This is a genomic window from Bradyrhizobium sp. 23AC (assembly GCF_054863025.1).
Genome location: NZ_JAVAYN010000007.1, coordinates 312,040 through 333,589 on the forward strand (window position 1 = coordinate 312,040; position 21,550 = coordinate 333,589).

20 protein-coding genes are annotated in these 21,550 nt (G+C 65.4%); 8 read left to right on the top strand and 12 right to left on the bottom strand.

The genetic code is table 11. From position 1 onward, the window contains the following. From RAD10_RS19535 to RAD10_RS19550, 4 genes are all read left to right on the top strand, one after another. Complete coding sequence (locus RAD10_RS19535) at positions 1-1,503, top strand: AMP-binding protein (RefSeq protein WP_461618819.1); 1,503 nt, start codon at positions 1-3, stop codon at positions 1,501-1,503. A gap of 86 nt (positions 1,504-1,589) precedes the next feature. Next, positions 1,590-2,813 (top strand): GGDEF domain-containing protein, encoded by a 1,224-nt coding sequence (locus tag RAD10_RS19540; RefSeq protein WP_461618820.1) that lies wholly within the window; start codon positions 1,590-1,592, stop codon positions 2,811-2,813. Between the two features lie 117 nt (positions 2,814-2,930). Beyond that, positions 2,931-3,461 (top strand): hypothetical protein, encoded by a 531-nt coding sequence (locus tag RAD10_RS19545; RefSeq protein ID WP_461618821.1) that lies wholly within the window; start codon positions 2,931-2,933, stop codon positions 3,459-3,461. A gap of 4 nt (positions 3,462-3,465) precedes the next feature. Then, positions 3,466-4,137: a hypothetical protein gene (locus tag RAD10_RS19550; RefSeq protein ID WP_461618822.1), complete on the top strand. Its 672-nt coding sequence runs from the start codon at positions 3,466-3,468 to the stop codon at positions 4,135-4,137. A 111-nt stretch (positions 4,138-4,248) separates the two neighbouring features. On the opposite strand, the gene mfd is transcribed toward RAD10_RS19550, so the two are convergent. Both mfd and RAD10_RS19560 read right to left on the bottom strand, forming a co-directional pair. Continuing rightward, positions 4,249-7,767, bottom strand: a complete 3,519-nt coding sequence (gene mfd / locus RAD10_RS19555) for a transcription-repair coupling factor (RefSeq protein ID WP_461618823.1) — start codon at positions 7,765-7,767, stop codon at positions 4,249-4,251. Further along, positions 7,764-8,054: an FAD assembly factor SdhE gene (locus RAD10_RS19560; RefSeq protein WP_461618824.1), complete on the bottom strand. Its 291-nt coding sequence runs from the start codon at positions 8,052-8,054 to the stop codon at positions 7,764-7,766. Before RAD10_RS19560 ends, mfd begins: the two co-directional genes overlap by 4 nt. Positions 8,055-8,247: 193 nt before the next feature. On the opposite strand from RAD10_RS19560, the gene recG reads away from it, so the two are divergent. Beyond that, entirely contained in the window at positions 8,248-10,356 is a 2,109-nt protein-coding gene (recG, locus tag RAD10_RS19565) for an ATP-dependent DNA helicase RecG (protein WP_461618825.1), read from the top strand. A 23-nt stretch (positions 10,357-10,379) separates the two neighbouring features. On the opposite strand, the gene RAD10_RS19570 is transcribed toward recG, so the two are convergent. Both RAD10_RS19570 and RAD10_RS19575 read right to left on the bottom strand, forming a co-directional pair. After that, a complete protein-coding gene (locus RAD10_RS19570) occupies positions 10,380-11,213 on the bottom strand; it encodes a helix-turn-helix domain-containing protein (protein WP_461618826.1) in 834 nt (277 codons plus the stop codon). Between the two features lie 96 nt (positions 11,214-11,309). Further along, positions 11,310-11,699 carry a nuclear transport factor 2 family protein gene (locus RAD10_RS19575; protein WP_461618827.1) on the bottom strand — a complete coding sequence of 130 codons (390 nt, stop codon included), beginning with the start codon at positions 11,697-11,699 and terminating at the stop codon, positions 11,310-11,312. A 174-nt stretch (positions 11,700-11,873) separates the two neighbouring features. On the opposite strand from RAD10_RS19575, the gene RAD10_RS19580 reads away from it, so the two are divergent. Next, on the top strand, positions 11,874-12,398 hold the full coding sequence (locus RAD10_RS19580) for a P-loop NTPase family protein (protein ID WP_461618828.1): 525 nt from the start codon (positions 11,874-11,876) through the stop codon (positions 12,396-12,398). A gap of 87 nt (positions 12,399-12,485) precedes the next feature. Here RAD10_RS19580 and RAD10_RS19585 read toward each other — a convergent pair whose 3' ends face one another. The 6 genes from RAD10_RS19585 to glmS form a co-directional block, all read right to left on the bottom strand. Next, positions 12,486-12,911 carry an EVE domain-containing protein gene (locus tag RAD10_RS19585; RefSeq protein ID WP_461618829.1) on the bottom strand — a complete coding sequence of 142 codons (426 nt, stop codon included), beginning with the start codon at positions 12,909-12,911 and terminating at the stop codon, positions 12,486-12,488. Next, positions 12,908-13,279: a VOC family protein gene (locus RAD10_RS19590; RefSeq protein ID WP_461618830.1), complete on the bottom strand. Its 372-nt coding sequence runs from the start codon at positions 13,277-13,279 to the stop codon at positions 12,908-12,910. Before RAD10_RS19590 ends, RAD10_RS19585 begins: the two co-directional genes overlap by 4 nt. A gap of 96 nt (positions 13,280-13,375) precedes the next feature. Beyond that, positions 13,376-14,065 carry a helix-turn-helix transcriptional regulator gene (locus tag RAD10_RS19595; protein WP_461618831.1) on the bottom strand — a complete coding sequence of 230 codons (690 nt, stop codon included), beginning with the start codon at positions 14,063-14,065 and terminating at the stop codon, positions 13,376-13,378. 65 nt (positions 14,066-14,130) lie between these two features. Beyond that, complete coding sequence (locus RAD10_RS19600) at positions 14,131-14,988, bottom strand: NAD(P)-dependent oxidoreductase (RefSeq protein WP_461618832.1); 858 nt, start codon at positions 14,986-14,988, stop codon at positions 14,131-14,133. A 105-nt stretch (positions 14,989-15,093) separates the two neighbouring features. Then, on the bottom strand, positions 15,094-15,864 hold the full coding sequence (locus RAD10_RS19605; protein WP_018317964.1) for a DUF502 domain-containing protein: 771 nt from the start codon (positions 15,862-15,864) through the stop codon (positions 15,094-15,096). A gap of 84 nt (positions 15,865-15,948) precedes the next feature. Then, positions 15,949-17,775: a glutamine--fructose-6-phosphate transaminase (isomerizing) gene (glmS, locus tag RAD10_RS19610; protein WP_461618833.1), complete on the bottom strand. Its 1,827-nt coding sequence runs from the start codon at positions 17,773-17,775 to the stop codon at positions 15,949-15,951. Positions 17,776-17,996: 221 nt separating this feature from the next. Between glmS and RAD10_RS19615 the strand changes: the two genes are divergently transcribed. Beyond that, entirely contained in the window at positions 17,997-18,215 is a 219-nt protein-coding gene (locus tag RAD10_RS19615) for a hypothetical protein (protein ID WP_461618834.1), read from the top strand. Positions 18,216-18,369: 154 nt separating this feature from the next. Here RAD10_RS19615 and glmU read toward each other — a convergent pair whose 3' ends face one another. Further along, positions 18,370-19,725 carry a bifunctional UDP-N-acetylglucosamine diphosphorylase/glucosamine-1-phosphate N-acetyltransferase GlmU gene (gene glmU, locus RAD10_RS19620; RefSeq protein WP_461618835.1) on the bottom strand — a complete coding sequence of 452 codons (1,356 nt, stop codon included), beginning with the start codon at positions 19,723-19,725 and terminating at the stop codon, positions 18,370-18,372. A gap of 174 nt (positions 19,726-19,899) precedes the next feature. Between glmU and RAD10_RS19625 the strand changes: the two genes are divergently transcribed. Further along, positions 19,900-21,276: a hypothetical protein gene (locus RAD10_RS19625; RefSeq protein ID WP_461618836.1), complete on the top strand. Its 1,377-nt coding sequence runs from the start codon at positions 19,900-19,902 to the stop codon at positions 21,274-21,276. On the opposite strand, the gene RAD10_RS19630 is transcribed toward RAD10_RS19625, so the two are convergent. Further along, positions 21,266-21,541: a hypothetical protein gene (locus RAD10_RS19630; RefSeq protein ID WP_461618837.1), complete on the bottom strand. Its 276-nt coding sequence runs from the start codon at positions 21,539-21,541 to the stop codon at positions 21,266-21,268. The two genes, RAD10_RS19625 and RAD10_RS19630, sit on opposite strands and share 11 nt — an antisense overlap. Positions 21,542-21,550: the final 9 nt, after the last annotated feature.

Sequence of the window (21,550 nt, forward strand, 5' to 3'; positions counted from 1 at the left end):
GTGAACCAGCCAGCCGTATCGCCGACGCTCGACACGTTGTTTCAGCGCACGCTGATGCGGCAGCCGCACGCGCCCGCCCTGCTCGACCCGCTCAACAAGGCCCGCGTGACCGGGCACCAGCCGCGGCGGATGACCTATGCCGAGGCTGACACGGCCATCGAGGCGTTGTCGGCCTATTTCGTCGAATCAGGCCTGCCGGCCAATTCCGTCATCGCGATCCAATTGCCTGCCACGGTCGAGTTCGTGCTCACCGTGCTCGCCGCCCATCGCGCCGGCCTCGTCGTCGCGGTGCTGCCGCTGCTCTGGCGGCACGCGGAACTGACCGCGGCGCTGAACCGCACCGCGGCGCGCGCCATCGTCACCATGAGCACGGTCGACGGCGTCAGCTATGCCGATCTGGCGATGCATGCGGCCGCCGAGGCCTTCTCGATCCGTCACGTCTGCGGCTTCGGAGGCGACCTGCCCGAAGGTATGGCTTCGCTCGACGATGTGCTGGCCCGCCCGCCCGGCACCACGCGCGCCGTGATCCAGGACGGCCGCAAGGCGGCGATGATCTCCTTCGACGTCACCGCGGAAGGCTTCCGCCCGGTGCCGAGACCGCATTTCAGCGTGATCGCCGGTGGCCTTGCGATGTCGCTGGAAGCCGACATCCGGCAGGGCGCGACCGTGATGGCGGCATTCACGCCGATGTCGTTCGCAGGGCTCGCCTCCTCGCTCGCGGTGTGGCTGCTCTCCGGCGGCGCGCTTGCGCTGCATCATCCGTTCGAGAACGATGTGCTGGAGCAGCAGATCAACGAGCACGAATGCGAGGTGCTGATCGCGCCGGCGCAGCTTGCCTTGCGGGTCGGCGATGCCGATCTGGCGGCGCGGATGCCGACCTTGCGCAACGTCGTCGGCCTGTGGCGCGCGCCCGAGCAGGTGGCGGCGAGCGATGCCTGGATCGCGCCGCATGCCCCGCTGACCGACGTCTACCTGTTCGGCGAGGCCGGGCTGTTCGGCGCCCGCCGCGGCGAGGACGGCATGCCCGTTGCGGTAATGCCCGGGCCGCATGGCGCCCCGCGCGAGCAATCCGGCTCCTCCATTGCCGGCGAGATCCTGCTGACGCCGAAGGGCACGCTCGGCCTGCGCGGCGCGATGGTGCCGATCGCGGCTTATGCTCCGCCGCAGCCGGTCGGCGACACGCTAATCGCGCAGCCGCCGCGAGACTATGTCGACACCGGCTATGCCGCCCGGCTCGACCGTCCGAGCGGTGCGATCTGCATCACCGCGCCCCCCTCCGGCATCATGGCCGTCGGCGGCTACCGCTTCCTCTCCAACGACCTCCAGGAATGGGCCCGCCGGCTCGGCCAGGGCGCCCTGCTCACCGCGCTGCCCGACCGGCTTTCCGGCCACCGGCTGGCCGGACGCGCCCAGGACAATACCCGGGCCCGCGAGGCGCTCAGCGAGCTCGGGCTTAACCCCCTGATGGTCGAGGCTTTTCGCGACCGCTCCGGCCCGGTCTAGGCGCAGTTTCGCCTGGTACGTTGACGCTGCATTAAGGCGGCCAAACTAGATTGCGCGGTATCTGTCGCGTGATCAGAGTTTTGCGAATGTCCCAGGCGGGCCCGATCCTGTTTGTGTCCAATGCCGAGCGGCCGCCCTTCATTGCGGCGCTGGACGAGGCCCGGCTCTTTCCCGTCGTCGACACCGACTGGGCCAGCGCAGCGCGGGCGGTCGAGCAGGTCCAGCCGGCCGCGGTTCTCGCCCAGATGTCCGGCGGTCACGAGCCGCATATCGCGCCGCTGGCAAGGAAGATCGCCGACCAATCGCTCTACCTTCCCTTCGTGGCCCTCGATGCGATGGGCATGCTGCCCCACAACGCCCTGCCCTTCTCCTCGCGCGGCGGCAATTCCGACCGCCTGATCGCGCGGCTTCGCGCCGCTTTGCGCGTGCGCACCCTGCACGCCACGGTGCTGCGCCGGCTGCCGGAAGTGAAGGTCGCGCTGCCGGAGGGCGATCCCGCCCGCGATGCCACCGTGCTCCTGATCGGCCGGGGCTCGGCCTATCCCGCGCTTTCCGTCGCGCTCGGCGAACGCGCCGGCGTCGTCGGCGCGCTCTCGATCGAGGCCGCAGCGAAACACCTCAACACCCGCGACCTCGACGGCGTCGTGCTCGCCGAAGGTTTTACCGCGCGCGTCACCGACGCCTTTCTCACGGTGCTCGCCGAGGACACCCGTTTCCGCAGCCTGCCCGTCGTCGTCACCGCGCATCAGCTGACGCAGACTTACGACCTGCCCAATCTCGAGCTGATCCCGGGCGAGCCGGCGAAGGTCGCGGCCAATGCGCTGCCCCTGATCCGCCAGCATGCGATGGAAGCACAATTGAGCCGCACGCTGCGCTCGATCGATGCCGGCGGCTGGCTCGATCCGCGCAGCGGCCTGCTCACCGTGGAAGCCTTCGCCCGCGATTTCTCCAAGGCGGTCGAGCAGACGCTGGCCCGCGGCGGCGGCCTGTCGGTCGCGCGCTTCGCTTTCGATCCCGGCAATTCCCGCGCCCAGCTCGATGCCGCCCGCATCCTCAGCCGGCTGATGCGGCAGATGGATTTCGGCGCGGCGCAGAAGGACGGCTCGGTCATCGTCGTGTTCGCGGAAACCGACTTCCGTACCGCCCACATGATCGCCCGCCGCCTCTCGGCGGTGATGCGGCACACCTCCAACGGCAAGCACGAGATGCGCAGCGAGCCCGTCGTCAGCGTGGACTCACTGTCGCCGTCGGATACGGCAAGGTCGTTGCTGGGGCGGCTGTCCGCGGACGCCTCGCGGGCGGCGTCTTAATTTTCTTCGCACCTGGCTGCGGGTTCTTCAATTGTGCGGGAGCGGCGCGAAGATGAATCGCGGACGCCTCGGCAATGTCACCTCGACAACCAGTGATTGTGCTGCCATGCTGTAGAGATGAGCGCTCTCTACGAAACCGTTCGTGATTTCCAGACGCTGATTTCTGCTGGCGTGGCACTCACAGCTGCTTGCATCGCCTACCGCGGCGCTATGCTGAAGCTCCGTTTTGATAGGGATGAAGCTGCATCTAAGCGCAAAAGCGAAAAACTCGCGCTGTTTCTTCAGCTCCAATCCGTCATTGAGGGCGCAACGAGCCGACTAGATACCGTATACAGAGCGGACGCGGCTACCCCAGTAGGGCTTGGAGTTTACGTTCGACTACTAAGCGGTGAACCTGGTTTTCCACTTCCCCCAGAAATTGACGGTGCTTGGAAGAGGCTCGATCTTTTTACGCCTGAGCAAATATCAGCCATTGTCAAAATCCGACAAAAGGCGCCTTGGGTTGACCTCACGCTGAAGCGACTGGCGAAAAATGAAGCCGACCAGCTCGTTGTCGGCCTTTTCAAATCGGAGGTCGACGACCTGCTGCAAACGGTTAAGGGATTCGCCCGGCTGCTCGCGGCGGATATCGAGACGATACGAAGCTAGATGAATGAATTTGCGCTTTCCCGACGCCTCCATCGTCCCAGTCCTCATGCTCGCCGCGATCACCGCGGTGTGGCTTGGCCTGTGGGGACCAATCGACCTTGCCAGGCTGAAAGAATGGCAGACATTGATGGCGGGAGGCCTCGCCGTCAGCGCAGCCGGCCTCGCCTACCAGGGAGCGATGGCAAAGGTTAAGCTCGATCGTGAGGAAGCGGAGCGCAAGCGAAATGCCGAGCAGCTCGGGCTTTATTTGCGGCTAAGAACATCACTAGAGCGGGTCCACCAGGACGCATCCGCTTGCATCGCCTTGATCGATGCCTATCAGCCTGACATCGGAGAAAGTTTCGAGGTCTCTGCTGACGAAATCGCGGTACTCAACCCACCCGTTCTCAATGAGGCTTGGGACAAGATTTACCTGATACCGCCTGCCCTCCTTTCTTCGGTAGAAGGCCTTCACCGCCTGCTTCCAGCGATCGAAGCCGAGTTGATCAAATTCCACGACCAAAAATGGCAGGTGGTGTTCCTCGTCATCAACGGCCAGGATTTTGGCCGCCAGAGAGAGCCCTATTTGACGATTCATTCTCGGCGGTGCCACGAGATCTTGAACCATTGCGAGGCTGTCATCAAAGGGTTGAGCAGCGCTATTCCCCCGCTTCGACGCTTCCCAGTGAGAGATTGATCTCACCCTTATCGGTTCGCGATCTCGATCGATGTTTGGTCCGTGGCGACTCCGCAAGATTCGCAAACGCAATTTCGGCCGGCTTCGACCTGCGAGGCGAGGTAGACATCCTCACGCCGCCTTCTTGCTCTCCGCGAGCTGCGCCAGCTGGCGCATGATCTCTGTCGTTCCAACGAGACGCTCTTCCGGCGTCTCCCAATCCTGCAGGAACACCACCTTCATGTCGGGCCGCACCTTGGCGGCCTGGCCGTAGCTGCGGATGAACGACACCAGGCGGTCGGGATAGGCGAAGGAATTGTCGCGGAAGGCGATGACGGCGCCCTTCGGGCCGGCATCGATCTTGCCGACATTGGCGCGGCGGCAGAACGCCTTGATCGCGGCGACCTTGAAGAGGTAGCGCACCTCGTCCGGCAGCACGCCGAAGCGATCGCGCATCTCCGCGCCAAAATTCTCGATCTCCTCCTCGGTGTCGAGATCGGCCAAACGCCGGTACAGCGACAGCCGCACCGAGAGATCGCCGACATAGTCCTCCGGAATGAGCACGGGCATGCCGATGGTGATCGACGGCGACCAGCGGTCGGCGGCGGGCTCGGAGACGCCGGCCTTGAGGTTGACGATCGCCTCCTCCAGCATCGACTGATAGAGCTCGAAGCCGACCTCCTTAATATGGCCGGACTGCTCCTCGCCGAGCAGATTGCCGGCGCCGCGGATGTCAAGGTCGTGCGAGGCGAGCTGGAAGCCCGCGCCCAGCGTCTCCAGCGATTGCAGCACGGTGAGCCGGCGCTCGGCCTGCGCGGTAATCTTCTGCTGCGCCGGCAGCGTGAACAGCGCATAGGCCCGCAGTTTGGAGCGGCCGACGCGGCCGCGCAGCTGATAGAGCTGGGCCAGGCCGAACATGTCGGCGCGGTGCACGATCAGCGTGTTGGCGTTGGGGATGTCGAGGCCGGACTCGACGATCGTGGTCGATAGCAGGATATCGAACTTGCCGTCGTAGAACGCGGTCATGATGTCCTCGATCACCGCTGGCGGCATCTGCCCGTGCGCGACCGCGACCTTCATCTCCGGCACGTTCTTGTCGAGGAAGTCCTTGACCTCGGCGAGGTCGTCGATGCGCGGCACCACGTAGAACGCCTGCCCGCCGCGATAACGCTCGCGCAGCAGCGCCTCGCGGATCATTAAGGGATCATGCGGGGCGACGAAGGTGCGGACCGCGAGGCGATCGACCGGGGGCGAGGCAATGATCGAGAGCTCTCGGACGCCCGTCAGCGCCAGCTGCAGCGTGCGCGGGATCGGCGTCGCCGACAGCGTCAGCACGTGCACCTCGGAGCGCAGCGCCTTCAGCCGCTCCTTGTGAGTGACGCCAAAATGCTGCTCCTCGTCGACGATGACGAGGCCGAGGTCGCGGAACTTAATGGCCTTGCCGAGCAGCGCGTGGGTGCCGACGACGATGTCGACCGAACCGTCGGCGATGCCCTTCTTGACCAAATTGAGCTCCTTGGTCGCGACCAGGCGCGAGGCCTGCGCCACGTTGACCAGAAAGCCCTTGAAGCGCTCGGTGAAGGTCTTTGCGTGCTGGCGCGCGAGCAGCGTGGTCGGCACCACCACGGCGACCTGCTTGCCTTCGAGCGCGACGGCAAAGGCCGCGCGCAACGCCACCTCGGTCTTGCCGAAGCCCACATCGCCACAGATCAGCCGGTCCATGGGACGGCCGAGTTCGAGATCCTTCAGGGTGGATTCGATCGCGCCGAGCTGGTCCTCAGTCTCGTCATACGGGAAGCGCGCGCAGAACTCGTCGTAAAGGCCGGGCTGCACCGGCAGCTTGGGCGCCTCGTGCAGATGGCGCGCGGCGGCGATCTTGATCAGTTCGCCCGCGATCTCGCGGATGCGGTTCTTGAGTTTTGCCTTGCGGGTCTGCCAGCCGCCGCCGCCGAGGCGATCGAGCTCGACCGTGGTCTGGTCCGAGCCGTAGCGTGACAGCAGCTCGATGTTCTCGACCGGCAGGAACAGTTTTGTTTCGGCGGCATAGTGCAGCTCGAGACAGTCATGCGGCGCGCCGGCGACGTCCAGCGTCTGCAAGCCGATGAAACGGCCGATGCCGTGGTCGACGTGGACGACGATGTCGCCCGCGGCAAGGCTCGTCACCTCCGAGATGAAATTGTCGAGCTTGCGGCTGGCCTTGCGCGGCCGCACCAGGCGGTCGCCCAAAATGTCCTGCTCGCTGATGAGCGCGATCTCATCGGTCTCGAAACCGCTTTCGAGGCCGAGCACCGCGAGCATGGTCTCGTTGCGCGGGGTGGCCTGCACCGTTCGCCAGCTGTTGACGCTGGTGGTGTGGGCCAACTTGTGGTCGCGCAGCATCGAATTCATGCGGTCGCGCGAGCCCTCGCTCCAGAGCGCGATCACGACCTTCTTGCGCTGGGCGTGCAGCGCCATGACATGGCTGACCACGGATTCGAACACGTTGACTGTGGTGTCGTTGCGTTCCGGCGCGAAATCGCGGCCCTTGCGCGCACCGGCGTCGACGACACTCGTCCCGTCAGCAGGAACCGAAAACTGCGTCAGCCGCACCAGCGGCATCCCGCTTTCGCGTTTCGTCCATTCCTCGTCGGTCAGATAAAGCCGGTCTGGCGGAAGCGGCTTGTAGATCGCGCCGCCAGCCGGATGCTCCATGGCATCGCGCCGGGCCTCGTAGTAGTCCTGGATCTGCTTGAAGCGCTCGCGGACGGCGTCCTCGGCCTGCGGCTCGATCGCAATCGGCGCGCCTTGCAGATAGTCGAACAGCGTGTCCATCCGGTCCTGGAACAGCGGCAGCCAGTGCTCCATGCCGGGATGGCGGCGGCCTTCACTGACGGCCTCGTACAGCGTATCATCGCGCTCGGGCGCGCCGAACTCGGCGACATAGCCCATGCGGAAACGGCGGATCGTGTCGGTGACGAGTTGGAATTCCGAGATCGGCACCAGATCGAGCGAGCGCATGTCGAGCAGCGTGCGCTGGGTCTCGGCGTCGAAGGAGCGGATCGATTCCAGGCTGTCGCCGAAGAAGTCGAAGCGGACGGGCTGGTCCAGGCCGGCCGGAAACAGATCCAGGATACCGCCGCGCACGGCGTATTCGCCGGGCTCGCGCACGGTCGAGGAACGGTTGTAGCCGTTATGCTCGAGCCAAGCGACGATGGTGTCCATCGGCACCACGTTGCCCGGGGCAACCGACAGCGCCTGCGCCGCGACGAGCTCGCGCGCGGGCACGCGCTGCACGATCGCATTCACCGTGGTCAGCACGATCAGCGGCTTGTCGCTGCCGGTGAGCGAGGCGAGCCGCGCCAGCGTGGTCAGGCGTTGCGCCAGGATGCCACCATGCGGCGAGACGCGGTCATAGGGCTGGCAGTCCCAGGCCGGGAACTGAAGCACCGGCAGATCGGGAGCGAAGAACTGCAGCGCGCGTTCGAGCTGCTGCATGCGCGGACCGTCGCGACAGACCACGGCAAGGCTGACGGCCGGCTTCTTCGGCCGCGCCGCGATGGCGCGGGCGAGATCGGAGACGACGAGGCCTTCGGCGCCTTCCGCGACATTGGCGAGCGTCAGTACACGGCCGGGCGCAAGCAGCTCGGCCGGAGATTTCATTCCCTGCTTCATGCGTCGCGGTCCGCGATCGGATAGGCCTTGATGCGGACAAACAGCGCGCCGGTGACATCGGCCGGCAGCACCTTGTCGCCGGTGATGGCGGCATAGAGATCGGGATCGTTGACCTCGAGCAGGGCCTCGAGCTCATCGAGCTCGGCGTCGGACAAATTGCCGATCTCGGCATCCGCAAAGCGGCCGAGGATCAGGTCCATCTCGCGCGTGCCGCGGTGCCAGCAGCGGAACAAAAGCCGCTTGCGGCGGTCATCCAGCCCGCTGCTCGATCGTGTCGTTCCCGTCATGTCTCAAATCCAGTCAAACGCAGAAAGCCCGGACGTGCCGGGCGAGGCTGATATAGCCATTCGAACCGGTCATGTCAGCCCTTTGTTATTGCAATTGTTTGGGGACCGTCATTGCCGGGCTTGACCCGGCAATCCATCGTCATTGAAAAGATGGATGCGCGGGTCAAGCCCGCGCATGACGAATGTTGCGAGAATGCGCCCCAGCCTGCTCAATCCGCTGTTTGCTCCCGTGACCAGCCTGCCCGGCGTCGGTCCGAAGCAGGACAAGCTGCTGCAGTACCTGCTCAGCCGCAGCGAGACGCCGCGGCTGGTCGATCTGCTGCTGCATCTGCCGAGCCAGGTCATCGACCGCCGCGCCCGGCCGAAGATCCGCGACGCCGCGGTCGGAACCATGGTGACGCTGGAGGTCACCGTCGACCGCCACCGCCCGCCTCCGCCCCGCAACGCGCGCGCGCCCTATCTCGTCTATGCCAGCGACGACACCGGCGACGTCGTGCTGACCTTCTTCCGCGCCAAGCCCGGCTACGTCGAAAAACTGCTGCCAATGGGGGAGAAGCGCTACGTCTCCGGCACGCTGCAGATGTACGACGGCATCCCGCAGATCGTGCATCCCGACCGCGTGCTGGACGAGGAGGCAATCGCAAAGCTCTCCGGCATCGATCCGGTCTATCCGCTGACGGAAGGCCTGGCGCTCGGCTCGCTCCGCCGCGCGATCGCCCAGGCGCTGCAGAAGCTGCCGGCTTTGCCGGAATGGATCAGCCCGGAGGTGATGCGCCGCTGCAATTTTCCGCCAATCACTGAGGCGCTCAACCGCGTGCATCAGCCGGTCGAGCTGACGGACATCCTGCCCGATCAGCCGTTCTGGTCGCGCCTCGCCTTTGACGAGCTCCTGGCCGGCCAGCTCGCGCTCGCTCTGATCCGGGCGCAATTGCGCCGGCCAGCCGGCGTGCGCAACGCGGGCGACGGGCACCTGCGCAGCAAGATCATCGACGCCCTGCCCTATGCATTGACGCTGTCCCAGCGTGACGCGGCCGCGGCGATCGCCAGCGATCTGCAACAACCCGTACGCATGTTGCGCCTGCTCCAGGGCGACGTCGGCTCCGGCAAGACCGTGGTCGCGCTGCTCGCGGCCGCCGCCGTTGCCGAAGTGGGCAAGCAGGCGGCGCTAATGGCGCCGACCGAAATCCTGGCGCGCCAGCACATCAAGACCATCGTCCCGCTCGCCGAACGGGCCGGCATGCGGGTCGCGATCCTCACCGGCCGGGAAAAAGGCAAGGAGCGGCGCGAACTGCTGGCGCAGCTCGAAGCCGGCGAGATCGACCTCCTGGTCGGCACCCATGCGCTGATCCAGGACGATGTGATCTTCCACGATCTCGCCCTCGCCATCGTCGACGAGCAGCACCGCTTTGGCGTGCGTGAACGGCTAGCGCTGACGTCCAAGGGCGAGGCCGTCGACGTGCTGGTGCTGAGCGCGACGCCGATCCCGCGCACGCTGGTGTTGACCTATTTCGGCGACATGGACATTTCCGAGCTGCGCGAAAAGCCGGCCGGCCGCCAGCCGATCGAAACCCGCACCATCTCGATCAGCCGCCTCGCCGAAGTCACTGATAGCATCGGCCGCGCGCTGCAGGCGGGCAAGCTGGTCTACTGGATCTGCCCGCTGGTCGAGGAATCCGAGGCCGAAGGCACCGAGCACCTCACCAACGCGACCAAACGTTTCGAAAACCTGCAGAAGCGGTTCGGCGACCGCGTCGGCCTCGTCCACGGCCAGATGAAGGGCACCGAGAAGGACCGCGTGATGGGCCAGTTCGCCGCCCACGAGATCGGCCTTCTGGTCGCGACCACCGTGGTCGAGGTCGGTGTCGACGTGCCGGCGGCGACCATCATGGTGATCGAGAATGCCGAGCGTTTTGGCCTCGCCCAGCTGCACCAGCTGCGCGGCCGGATCGGACGCGGCTCGGAGGCCTCGACCTGCCTGCTGCTCTACTCCGAACCGCTCGGCGAGATGTCGAAGGCGCGGCTGAAGGTGATCCGGGAGACCACCGACGGTTTTCGTATCGCCGAGGAGGATTTGAAGCTGCGCGGCGAAGGCGACGTGCTCGGCGTGCGCCAGAGCGGCCTGCCCGGCTACCGCATCGCGCGCTCGGAGGTGCACGGCCAGCTCATCACCCAGGCGCGCGACGAGGCGCTGCGCATCCTCAAGGACGATCCGAAGCTGAAGGGCGAGCGCGGCGAAGCGCTGCGGTGCCTGCTGTATCTGTATGAGCGCGACGAGGCAATCCCGCTGATCGGGGCGGGCTGACGCCGACCACCGCCCGATCCCGATCAGGGCCTGGAATGAGCCCGCACGAACCTGCCGTGCTCGGCTTCGGTCTGCTCGTCGACCGGAAACATGCACTCGAGCCTCAGCTCTTCCGCGGTCACCGTCTGCGGCGTTCCGACCGTCGTGATCATGGAGAAATAATCCAGCCTCACACCATCCTTGACGAAGGTCAGCGGGATCATTGGCATCCCATCGGCGGACGACGGCGCGCGCCATTCCGGCTTCACGCCGGGATATTGCGACAGCTCCTCCAGCAGGACCCTCGTCCTCGCATCGACCACATGACCGACGGCCTCGCGGTACACCCGGGCAAGCAGCCCGCGAGCGGTCTGCGGCCAGTTCGCAATGAACGGACGCATCCCGTCTGGATCGAACATGAGGTGCAGCAGGTTCCGCGGGGTCGGGCGTGCCGACATGTCGATGAAGCAGTTGAACAGAAGCGGCGCAGCCTCGTTGGTCATCAGCACGTTCCAGTATCGGTCCATGACGATGGCCGGAAACGGCTCGTGCTGGCGCAGCATGCGCTGCAGGGCTCGATTGATGCTCGTCATGGCCGGTGCGTCCAGCGGAGGATCGGAATAAGACGGCGCGTAGCCGGCGGCCAGCAGCAGCTCGTTCCGTTCACGCCTGGGCACGTCGAGCGCCTGCGCCAGATCGAGCAACATCTGGCGGCTCGGAACGCTGCGGCCGCTCTCGACGAAGCTGATGTGCTTCTGCGAGACGCCGGCATCGAACGACAGATCGAGCTGTGTCTTGCCGCGAATGTCTCGCCACTGACGCAGCAGCGCGCCCGCCGACGTCGCGCGTACCTTGAGGGCGCTGGCCACAGCTTTCATTGTCGAACGATCCTCCCTGCCGATGGTGCCTCAGGACAGGCCGCGTTGATGCCCCGGATCACCCGAGGCACCATTTGGGTCGCCGATGGCGGACAATCAACCGAAGGCGACCGGCCCGACGGCGCCAACCCAGTGCCGCACCTTGGTGTCGTCCCGCTCGTCCATGTAGAAGAAGTGCGTCATCGTCGGATGCAGCGTCTTCGCCGAGGGATCGTCGGGCGTCATGTCCACGACACCGCGAAACACCTTCAACGAGCCGGCGTCCCAATATTCGGTGACATGATGCAGCGCCGTGAAGCCCGTGTCGATGAAGGCCTTCAGATTGGCGCGGATCGCTTCCCGCCCCTTCCAGTCGGCGACGCCGAGATTGCAGACGGCGTCCTCCGCAAAACAGTCGAAACCTCGTCCAAACGTCTTGCCGTCGATCTCCTTCCACATGTCGAGCAACCATTGCGGCGGAGCCTTCTTCGTAAACACGACTTGCATCGTTCTCTCCTCATGCGTGACTGGCGCTCGCGGGGACCTGCTATGGGCGCTCCCAGCGGCGAACTGTCGGCAAGGTAGTCGGGCCGCGAATTGGCTCAACTACATGCGAGGTAATAAGGCCGGCCCGGAAGGCGTGAGCTTTTCCCGACGCCGATTTCGTGGAACCTTGCGTCCATGCGCCGGATCATCGTCGTTGGCTCCCAGGGAAGTGGAAAGACGAGCCTTGCCCGATGTCTCGGGCGAAAGCTCGCTCTGCCGGTGGTGCATCTCGACGTGCTCTATTGGCGGCCGGAATGGAAGGCATCCGACACGCCGAGCTTTCGCGCGCGGGTCGTCGACGCCGTCGCGGGCGACGCATGGGTCGTCGACGGCAGCTTTTCAGGCCTGGCCTTCGATCTCACGCTCGCGCGCGCCGATACGCTCGTCGTCATCGACCGCCCGCGCTGGCTCTGCCAATGGCGCATTCTCTGGCGCTCGGCCTTCGATCGCGACAGCACGCGGCCGGATCTGCCTGAAGGCTGTCCGGAACAGTTCGACTGGAAATTGATGCAGGAGGCGTGGCGCTATGACACCGAGCGCGCGCCGGTTATCGAGGCCGAGCGGCTGCGATATGGCGCCGATGTCCCGGTCGTGCGCTTGAGACGCGACCGGGACATCCAGGCCTTTCTGGATTCAATTCCAGCAAGGCAAGGTGACTAGGACGAGGACTCACCAAGACGCCGCCATAGCCTGATTGAGTGAAGACGAGGTCGCTGGCGGCAAGCCTGTCGTAGCAAACAAGCACCATCATAGAACGGCCTCCATCGCATCTGCGATGACCTGCATGTCTGCGTTGCTGACCTCGAACAGGCCGAACCGAAGCTGGTATCCCCAGGACTTGCCCTCGCGTGCGAAGCCAAGCTGACCGAGCAGCGGCCGGATCGACGCTTGCCGCGCCTCGGCCCACCGCACGTCCCGGCGAAACGGGCGAAACCCACCGCCCATGTCAGCTTGATAAGGCACGCCTGCCGTTACGACCCCGATCGCGGTGAACGCCTGCAGCTTGTCCTTGCCGTGGAAGGTTTCGGTCGGGGAGTAATACGCCACGCGGTCACCGGCTGGGAGGCGGCGCAGTGGCGCCGCTTTGCCGTGGCAGACCTGCATGAAGCCTCCAGCCCGGCCGATGCGCACATGCTCGGCCGAGGCGACGGCGAGCCAACACCTCGGGCTCATGCGGCCTCCGGCGCGAACACGCGCAAGCGATGACCGTCAGGATCGAGCGCAACGAAGGTCGTGCCGAAGTCCATTCGGGTCGGCGCCTGTGCGATAGCAAGCCCACGCATTTTCCAGGCCGTATGCGTTTCCTTCACGGCGGCCGCGTCGGTGACCGTAAACGCCACCTCGCTGCTGCCAGGCTGCCCGGCCGTCTTGGGTTCAACGGCGGCACGCGACCACAATCCGAGCATCACGCCGTCACGCAACGGCAGCATGGCGAACGTCGGCGACTGTTCGATGATGGGGATGCCCAGCAACTCATTGTAGAATTTGGCGCTTGCGGCCGGGCTTCCGACATGGAGCAACAGGAAGCTGAAGTCTGGCATGGGAGGTCTCCGTGTTTCGCGCTTGCTGAAGTGGGCGCGATGCGGAAATCCATAGCTCGGCATGCTGTCAGTTTATGTCAGTAGCGTCGGCGTTAATCACTGGTCCGGCACTCCCTCCAAAGCGCGCCATTCCTTCAACAGCGCGGCGCGCCGTCGCGGATAGCGTTTCGCTGTCGACTTCAGCACCCTGATGCGATCGGTTCGGAAGTGCCGATAGCCGTTGCGAAGTTCGCACCAAGCCACGATGACGCGTACGCGATCGAAAAAGGCGAGAGCGAACGGCCAGATCGTGCGCCTCGATGGGCGCCCGTTGCCGTCGGCGTAAGCGATCTGCAGCTTGCGCTCGGCACGGATTGCGTCGCGGATCGATGCGAGCTCGGCATCACCGGCGGCGATCGGTTCGCCCGGGCCGATCAGCAAGCTCGACGCATCAAGGCTGTCGCGCAAGTCATCCGGAAGCACCGCTCCGATCTTGGCAAGAGCGTTACGGGCGGCGTCGCCGAGTGGCTGATCCGCGCGTTCCGCCACCCATAGTGAGCCCAGCACCAATGCTTCGATCTCGGCCTCGCTGAACATCAGCGGCGGCAGCATGAAGCCGGGCCGCAGCACGTAGCCGACGCCGGCCTCGCCGTCGATGTGCGCGCCTTGCGCCTTCAAGGTCTCGACGTCGCGGTAGAGCGTGCGGAGCGACACGCCGACCTCCTCGGCGAGCACGGCGCCCGCCACCGGTCGTCGATGCCGGCGCAGCACCTGAATCAGATCGAGCAGTCGTTGCGAGCGGGACATGGGCGGGCCTCGGGACGAGGCATACTACGTCATGCTGCCAACAAATGGCAGCATGCGCGAGGCGCCTAGGCCTTCTTCCGCGCGATCCCCGCGGCGAACGTCTTCATCAGTTCGGCATCCACCGCCTCGCCTTTCGCGTCCTCGGCGAGATGCTCGAACCAGCGCGCAAAGCCCTCGTAGATCTGGCTGGCCGGATGATCGGGGCCGAGAAAGCCGGAAATCTCCCGCATCTCGGCGACCCAGCGATAGGCCTTGGGGATCATGTCAGGCAGCGCGACCTCGAGCCGTGCCAGGATCGCGGGTTGGCTCAGCGCCAGTTCGTCGCGCAGCGCATCCGCAGCGCCCGCTTTCGTCGCCGCGACCACCATGGCCGAGCCGATGCCGGCGAGGCCCTTGACGATGCCGGCGTAGGACATTTTCAGAGCGGACGCCGCGCCGACCGGGCCTTCGACGATGCGCACGTCGAGGCCGAAATCCTTCAGGACCGCGATGTCCTTCGCGTGCTCGCCGGACATGTAGAAGGCCGGGCTCTTGCCGCCGGGCTGTGGCGGAAAGCCGATGATGCCGCCATCGACGAACGGCGCCTGCGCCGAGCCGATGATCTCCTCAATTCTCTGCACGGTATCGACGTTGACGGCGTTGCAATCGACCACGATTGGCTTCGTCTCGCGCCTGACGATCAGCGCGGCCAGCCGTTCAGCCAGCGTGACGGCTTCGCCCGGCGGCACGATCGAGAGGATGATGTCGGCGCCCGCAATTTGATTGTCATCGGCGCCGACCATGCCGGCATCCGCCGCGCGTTTCCGCGTCGCCTCGCTCCGCCCCTCCAAAGACGTCAGCACGCGCGCGCCGTGCTCACTGAGGCGGCGGGCGACGGCGCTGCCCATGGCGCCGGGTGCGAGGATCGCAATGGTTTTGGACATCATGTACTCCAGATCGAATTCCGAGCGAGGCGCTCAGGCGAACCGGAGACTATCAGAGGATGCGAACGCGCGCGTGACCGGCGGCCATCCCGCAAGGGAATGGCCCTACTCCACCTTCGCAGGCTCGGGCTGAAGCGCCGACGCGTTGGCGATGCGCGCAGCGTTGGCCATGCCCGCGAGTGCCGCGGCCTTTTTGGGGTCGGGTGCCGAGCCCGGCTGCACCACGCCGGCCGACATGATCAGCGTCGCCGCATCCTCGGCGGTGAGATCGACCTCGATGATCTTGCTCTTGGGGACATAGAAGAAGAAGCCGGTGGTCGGGTTCGGCGAGCACGGCAGGAACACCGAGACGTGCTCCTCCTGCCCCGGCAGATTGCGCGCGATGTCCTCGTTCGGCGATTGCGAGATCAGCACGATCGACCACATGCCCGGCGAGGGAAACTCGACCAGCCCGACTTTGCGGAAGCTCGAGCCCTTGCCCGAGAACAGCGTCTCGAACACCTGCTTCAGGCCGCGATAGATGGCGCGCACCGCCGGGATCCGGCCGAGGAAGGTTTCGCCGACATCGACCAGCGTGCGGCCGATCAGATTGGCTGCGAGGAAACCGACCAGCGTCAGCGTGAAGAATGCGACAACCAAGCCCCAGCCGGGAACGACATACGGCAGATAGGTTTCCGGCCGATAGGCCAGCGGCACGAACGGCCGCACCACACCGTCGACCCAGGTGACGAACCACCAGACCAGATACAGGGTGATGGCGATCGGCCCCGTCACCACGAGGCCAGTCAGAAAATAGTTGCGGAAGCGGCCCATCAGGCCGGTATGCGGTTCCGGGAGGGGATCAAGAGGCGCGGGCGCGTCGTCGCGGGGGGTCATTCGGGTTCCAGGTCGGTCGCAGCACACAAGCTAGGGTCTTCTAGCAGGTTTTGGAAGACCGCGACCGCCTGATATCCCCTCTGCCTATTCCACGGTCACCGATTTCGCGAGGTTGCGAGGCTGGTCGACGTCGGTCCCCATGACGACAGCCGTGTGATAGGCGAGCAGCTGCACGGGAACGGCATAGACCATCGGGGTGAAGGCCGCCGCCATGTCGGGCATGACGATGGTGACGAGGGACTCGACGGTCGCCTCCTCCGCGCCCTTCGCGTCCGTCATCAGGATGATGTTGCCGCCACGCGCGGCGACCTCCTGCATGTTGGACACCGTCTTTTCGAACACGCGGTCGTAAGGCGCGATGACGACGACAGGCATGGTCTCGTCGATCAGCGCGATCGGCCCGTGCTTGAGCTCGCCGGCGGCATAGCCCTCGGCGTGGATGTAGGAGATCTCCTTCAGCTTCAGCGCGCCTTCGAGCGCAAGCGGGAAGCTGGTGCCGCGGCCGAGATAGAGCACGTCGCGGGACTTGGCGATCCGGTGCGCGAGCTTTTCGATCTGCAGCTCGGTAGTGAGCGCATCTGCCATCAGGCGCGGCACCTCGACCAGGCCGTGGACCAGCTTGGTCTCGTCCTCGTCGGACAATTCGCCTCGCGCCTTGCCGGCCGCGATCGCAAGGTTTGCCAGCACCATGAGCTGACAGGTGAAGGCCTTGGTCGAGGCGACGCCGATCTCCGGGCCTGCGAGCGTCTGCAGCACGGTCTCGCTCTCGCGCGCGATCGTCGAGGTCGGCACGTTGACCACGGCGACCGTATGCACGCCCTCGGCCTTGGCATAGCGTAGTGCAGCCAGGGTGTCGGCGGTCTCGCCCGACTGCGAGATGAAGATGGCGAGATCGCCCTTGCGCAAGGGTGCCTCGCGATAGCGGAATTCGGAGGCGACATCGACCTCGACCGGCACGCGCGCAAAGCGTTCGAACCAGTATTTTGCGACGTAGCCGGCATAGCTCGCGGTGCCGCACGCCGTGATGTTGATGCGCTGGATGTTCTTGAAGTCGAAGGGAAGCTTGACCGGCAGCGAAACGCGCTCGGTCGCCATGTCGACGTACCGCGCCAACGTATGGCCGACCACTTCCGGCTGCTCGTGGATCTCCTTCGCCATGAAGTGGCGGTAATTGGCCTTGTCGACCAGCGAGGTCGAGGCGGCGTGCTTGATCTTGTCGCGCTGGACGGCATTGCCGTCCTTGTCGAAAATCGACGCGCTCTTGCGCGTCAGCACGACCCAGTCGCCATCTTCGAGATAGCTGATCATGTCGGTGAACGGGCCGAGCGCGATGGCGTCGGAGCCGAGATACATCTCGCCGTCGCCATAGCCGATCGCAAGCGGCGGCCCGTTGCGGGCGCCGATCATCAGATCGCCGTCGCCGGCGAAGATGAAGCCGAGCGCGAAGGCGCCGCGCAGCCGCCCCAGCGCCAGCTTGACGGCTTCGACCGGCTTGTTGCCGCGCGTGAGCAAATCGTCGACGAGATGCAGCACGATCTCGGTGTCGGTCTCGGTGTGGAACACCGTGCCCTTCTTCTCGAGCTCCTCGCGCAGCTCGCGGAAATTCTCGATGATGCCGTTGTGGACCACGGCGACGCGTTCGGTCGCGTGCGGATGGGCGTTGTTGACGGTGGGCTTGCCGTGGGTGGCCCAGCGGGTGTGGCCGATGCCGGTGGTGCCCTTGAGCGGCTCGGCTTCCAGCCGCTTCTCCAAGTTCTTCAGCTTGCCCTCGGCGCGACGGCGCTCGAGGTGCTTGCCTTCGAGCGTGGCGACGCCCGCCGAGTCATAGCCGCGATATTCAAGACGTTTGAGCGAATCCACCAGTTGCTCTGCAACCGGCGCGCGCCCGAGAATGCCGACAATCCCGCACATGCGGATCACTATCCCCCAAATCGTCGAAAAATCGCCTAAACGACACACCCGGTTTTTAGCGAAAATCCCAGGGAACCATATACTCAATATTTATTGCGGATTGAGACAGCATGGACCGCAACCTGAGCTTCGCCTGCGTCGAACTGGCGGGCCTTAAACCGTGTGCGTTAACTTGTTGTCAATATGTTTGACCAACGATTCCGGTGCAGGAGAGCAAAGCCATGAAAGGCTCGTCCGACCGCAAAGGTCTGTCATCGATGTACTTGCGTGCCAGCGAGACCACGGGCAAGCATTTGGCGCATTGGCCGCCGCCCCAGCGCGGCAAGGAAAGCAAGCCGGTCTTCGTGAAGCACGCTGAAGGCGAGCCGGCCAAACGCGCCAAGCCGCGCGGCTGGCGCCTGACCCGCGCGATCTTCTCCGAATTCGCCGACGACGAATAGCGCCTACGGACGAAGACCCTCATGGTGAGGAGCGCAAAGCGCGTCTCGAACCATGAAGCCCCCGCATCTCGCCCGCGGCCCTCCTTCGAGACGCCCGCCTCCAGCGGGCCCTCAGGATGAGGGCGGAGTGTGCTGCGACACAACAGAATAGTGCCTATTTCTCCGGTTTCTTGCCGCCCGTCTTCAGCTCGCGATAGCGTGCCGCGCCACCTTCCCGGATGGTCTGCTGGTTGCGCTCCAGTGCCATGGCGTCGTCGGGCACGTCGCGGGTGATGACCGAGCCGGAGCCGATATAGGCGCCATTGCCGATTTTCACGGGGGCGACCAGCGAGGAATTGGTGCCGACGAAGGCGCCCTGGCCGATGATCGTCTTGTGTTTCTTGAAGCCATCGTAGTTGCAGGTGATGGTGCCAGCGCCGATGTTGGAATTGGCGCCGACGGTGGCGTCACCAATGTAAGAGAGATGATTGACCTTGACGCCGGCCTCCAGCGTCGCCGCCTTGGTCTCCACGAAATTGCCGATGCGCGCGCCGTCGCCGAGCGAGGTGCCGGGCCTTAAGCGCGCATAGGGGCCGATCGAAACGTTCTTGCCGAGCGTCGTCTGCACGATGTGCGAAAAGGAATGGATCACGGTGCCGTCGGCAATCGACACGCCGGGGCCGATCACCACGAAAGGCTCGATCGTCACGTCCTTGCCGAACGCCGTGTCGGCGGCGAGATAAACGGTCTCGGGTGCGATCAGCGTGACGCCGGCCTCCATCGCCGCCTTCCGCAAACGCGCCTGCATTACGGCTTCGGCTTCCGCAAGCTGTGCCTTGGTGTTGATGCCGCGCACTTCATCCTCGCTGGTCTCGATCACCACGGACTCCCATCCCTGTTCGCGGACGACGCCGACGGCGTCGGTCAGATAATATTCACCCTTGGAATTCGCATTGCCGATCTTGTCCAGGATCGCGAGCGCCCGGCGACCGTCGATCGCCATCACGCCGGCATTGCACAAATCGATCTTGCGCTCCTCTGCGCTGGCATCGGCCTGCTCGCGGATCGCGACCAGGCGTTCGCCCTCGACGATGAAGCGGCCATAGCCGGTAGGATCGGCGGCGCGAAAGCCGAGCGCGGCAATCGCCGCGCCCCTGGCGAGCGGCGCGCGCAGCCGCGCAAAGGTCTCGGCCGAGATCAGCGGCGTATCGCCGAAGGCAATGAGGAGATCGTCCACGCCCCGCGCGATCGCCTCGCGCGCCGCCAGCACCGCATGCGCCGTGCCGAGCCGCTCGGCCTGCACGAAGGTGAGCGCGTCGGGGCGGATGCGCTTTGCCTCATCCGCGACGGCCTGGTGATCGGGGCCAATCACGACCGCGAGCGAGGTGCCGGTTCCCTTGGGTGCGGCGGCGAGCACGTGGGCGAGCAAGGTCTGGTGGGCTACCGGATGCAGCACTTTCGGCAGGCTCGATCGCATGCGCGTGCCTTCGCCGGCGGCGAGCACGATCGTGAGGCTGGAACGGGCGGTCATCGAAATCCTGTCAGATACGGCCGAATCAATTGGCGCGACGGGCGGGCAGCCACCCTCAAAAGCTCTTGCCTTGCTACCCCCGCAAACGCCCGGAATTCAAGTGCGACACGCTTTTCCTGTTAATGTTCCCTGATTGATTCGGGGAAGCCGGACAGGGCTGGGCACTTAACGTTCATGGCAAAGGATTCCGACCCACTGGCGGATGCCTTCGGCACCAAGGAGACCGGCGGGCTGTTCTCCGGACTTGTGGCCGAGGAAAGCGCGTTCGACCGCCGCATGATGTGGCGGCTGGGCTCTTGGGGCGTTGCGGCGGTAGGCGCCGTCGTCATCGCGGTAATGGCCAACCAGGCCCAGCTCGGATGGCGGCGCGACCAGGTCGCGTCCGCAGATCTCGCGCGCCAGGCGGAGCGGCTCCAGGCGCTGGCCAAGGAGAGCCAGAACGAGGCACGCCGGCTCGCGGCCGCCATCGAGACACTGAATACGGATCGCGACCGGCTCTATTCGCGTGTCACCGTGGTCGAGCAAGGGCTCGATTCCGTCACCGGCGCCATCGCCAAGCAGCCCACCGCACCGCCGCAGGCCGGGAAGCCGCAGGATGCCGCGCCCACGGCGCCCAGCGTCGCGCCGGTTGCCTCGACCCCCGCCTCCGCCGGCGACAAGCCCCGCACCGAGGCCGCCAAGGACACGCCCAAGGAAACAGTCAAGGATACGCTCAAGGAAGTTGCAAAGGAGCCGTCGTCTAGCCTGCCGCCGCAGACCGCGGCCGCCGCCTCGCTCGTGCAGCAGCCGCTGGCAACGACTTCGGCGCTGCCGACCATACCGCTGGTGCCGTCCAAGTCGATCATGGCGCCGCCCGATCCAGCCGCCTCGAAATTGATTCAGCCCGAGACAAACGAGAAGGCCGCCGAAAAGAAAGTCGAGCCGGCGCCCGCCCCGACCGAAGTGGTCGCGACAGCCGCGAAGGCGCCTGAGGCAGCCGAGACCGAATCCCCCGCCATCGCGGTCCAGCAGACGCGTTTTGCGATCGACCTCGGCGGCGCCAATTCGATCGACGGCCTGCGCGCGCTCTGGCGCGGCCTGAGCAAATCCAATCCGGAGATCGCAACGCTGCGACCGATCATCATGATCAAGGAAGGCAACACCGGCCTCGGCATGCAGCTTCGCCTGGGTGCCGGCCCGCTGGTCAACGCCGCCGCCGCCGCAAAATTCTGCGCGAGCCTCGCGGAGAACGATCGTCACTGCGAGACCACCGTCTTCGACGGCCAGCGCCTCTCGATGCGCGGCGGTTCGGAGAAGGGACAGGAGAAGTCCCAGGACAGAGTTCAAGAGAAGAACTCCGAGAAGAACCAGGACGCGGTCCCGCAAGCCGAAACCGCGCCCGCGCCGAGCGCAAAGCCCGAAAAGCCGCAGCGTCGCCGCAGCTACTCCTCCAAGCGCTCGTCGAAGCGCGAAGAGCCCGCGCCCCCGCCTGCGGCACAGCCGGCGCCGGCGAAGCCGGAGACCGCGTCTGCGTCCGCGGGATCGACGCTGTCGTCGTTCTTCAGGCGGTAAACATTGCGCCTGAACGGGCGGTGAATGCCGGCGTGTTTTTACGCGCGCCGATGAACCTAAATTCGGTCCGAGAAGAGAAACCACCCGCCAATTGCCAAGTTGTCCCGGTCATGAACCGGAGCGGCCGATGTGAGAAATCACGCGCGCCCGCCTCCATGACCTCGGGAGAAACCCACGTGAAGACATTGATCATCGCAACGGCCGTGCTTTTGGCGGCATCTCCGGCGCTTTCGCAAACGACGAAATCGCCGGGCGCTTCGAGCAACTCACCGGG

Excerpts from the sequence above, each read along its gene's own strand:
- RAD10_RS19625 (WP_461618836.1), top strand. The coding sequence starts at position 19,900 with ATGGCAAAGGATTCCGACCCACTGGCGGATGCCTTCGGCACCAAGGAG.
- RAD10_RS19615 (WP_461618834.1), top strand. The coding sequence starts at position 17,997 with ATGAAAGGCTCGTCCGACCGCAAAGGTCTGTCATCGATGTACTTGCGT.
- RAD10_RS19575 (WP_461618827.1), bottom strand. The coding sequence starts at position 11,699 with ATGCAAGTCGTGTTTACGAAGAAGGCTCCGCCGCAATGGTTGCTCGAC.
- RAD10_RS19605 (WP_018317964.1), bottom strand. The coding sequence starts at position 15,864 with ATGACCCCCCGCGACGACGCGCCCGCGCCTCTTGATCCCCTCCCGGAA.
- glmU (WP_461618835.1), bottom strand. The coding sequence starts at position 19,725 with ATGACCGCCCGTTCCAGCCTCACGATCGTGCTCGCCGCCGGCGAAGGC.
- recG (WP_461618825.1), top strand. The coding sequence starts at position 8,248 with ATGCGCCCCAGCCTGCTCAATCCGCTGTTTGCTCCCGTGACCAGCCTG.
- RAD10_RS19580 (WP_461618828.1), top strand. The coding sequence starts at position 11,874 with ATGCGCCGGATCATCGTCGTTGGCTCCCAGGGAAGTGGAAAGACGAGC.
- RAD10_RS19600 (WP_461618832.1), bottom strand. The coding sequence starts at position 14,988 with ATGTCCAAAACCATTGCGATCCTCGCACCCGGCGCCATGGGCAGCGCC.
- RAD10_RS19585 (WP_461618829.1), bottom strand. The coding sequence starts at position 12,911 with ATGAGCCCGAGGTGTTGGCTCGCCGTCGCCTCGGCCGAGCATGTGCGC.
- RAD10_RS19570 (WP_461618826.1), bottom strand. The coding sequence starts at position 11,213 with ATGAAAGCTGTGGCCAGCGCCCTCAAGGTACGCGCGACGTCGGCGGGC.
- RAD10_RS19545 (WP_461618821.1), top strand. The coding sequence starts at position 2,931 with ATGAGCGCTCTCTACGAAACCGTTCGTGATTTCCAGACGCTGATTTCT.
- glmS (WP_461618833.1), bottom strand. The coding sequence starts at position 17,775 with ATGTGCGGGATTGTCGGCATTCTCGGGCGCGCGCCGGTTGCAGAGCAA.
- mfd (WP_461618823.1), bottom strand. The coding sequence starts at position 7,767 with ATGAAGCAGGGAATGAAATCTCCGGCCGAGCTGCTTGCGCCCGGCCGT.
- RAD10_RS19595 (WP_461618831.1), bottom strand. The coding sequence starts at position 14,065 with ATGTCCCGCTCGCAACGACTGCTCGATCTGATTCAGGTGCTGCGCCGG.
- RAD10_RS19560 (WP_461618824.1), bottom strand. The coding sequence starts at position 8,054 with ATGACGGGAACGACACGATCGAGCAGCGGGCTGGATGACCGCCGCAAG.
- RAD10_RS19590 (WP_461618830.1), bottom strand. The coding sequence starts at position 13,279 with ATGCCAGACTTCAGCTTCCTGTTGCTCCATGTCGGAAGCCCGGCCGCA.
- RAD10_RS19540 (WP_461618820.1), top strand. The coding sequence starts at position 1,590 with ATGTCCCAGGCGGGCCCGATCCTGTTTGTGTCCAATGCCGAGCGGCCG.
- RAD10_RS19550 (WP_461618822.1), top strand. The coding sequence starts at position 3,466 with ATGAATTTGCGCTTTCCCGACGCCTCCATCGTCCCAGTCCTCATGCTC.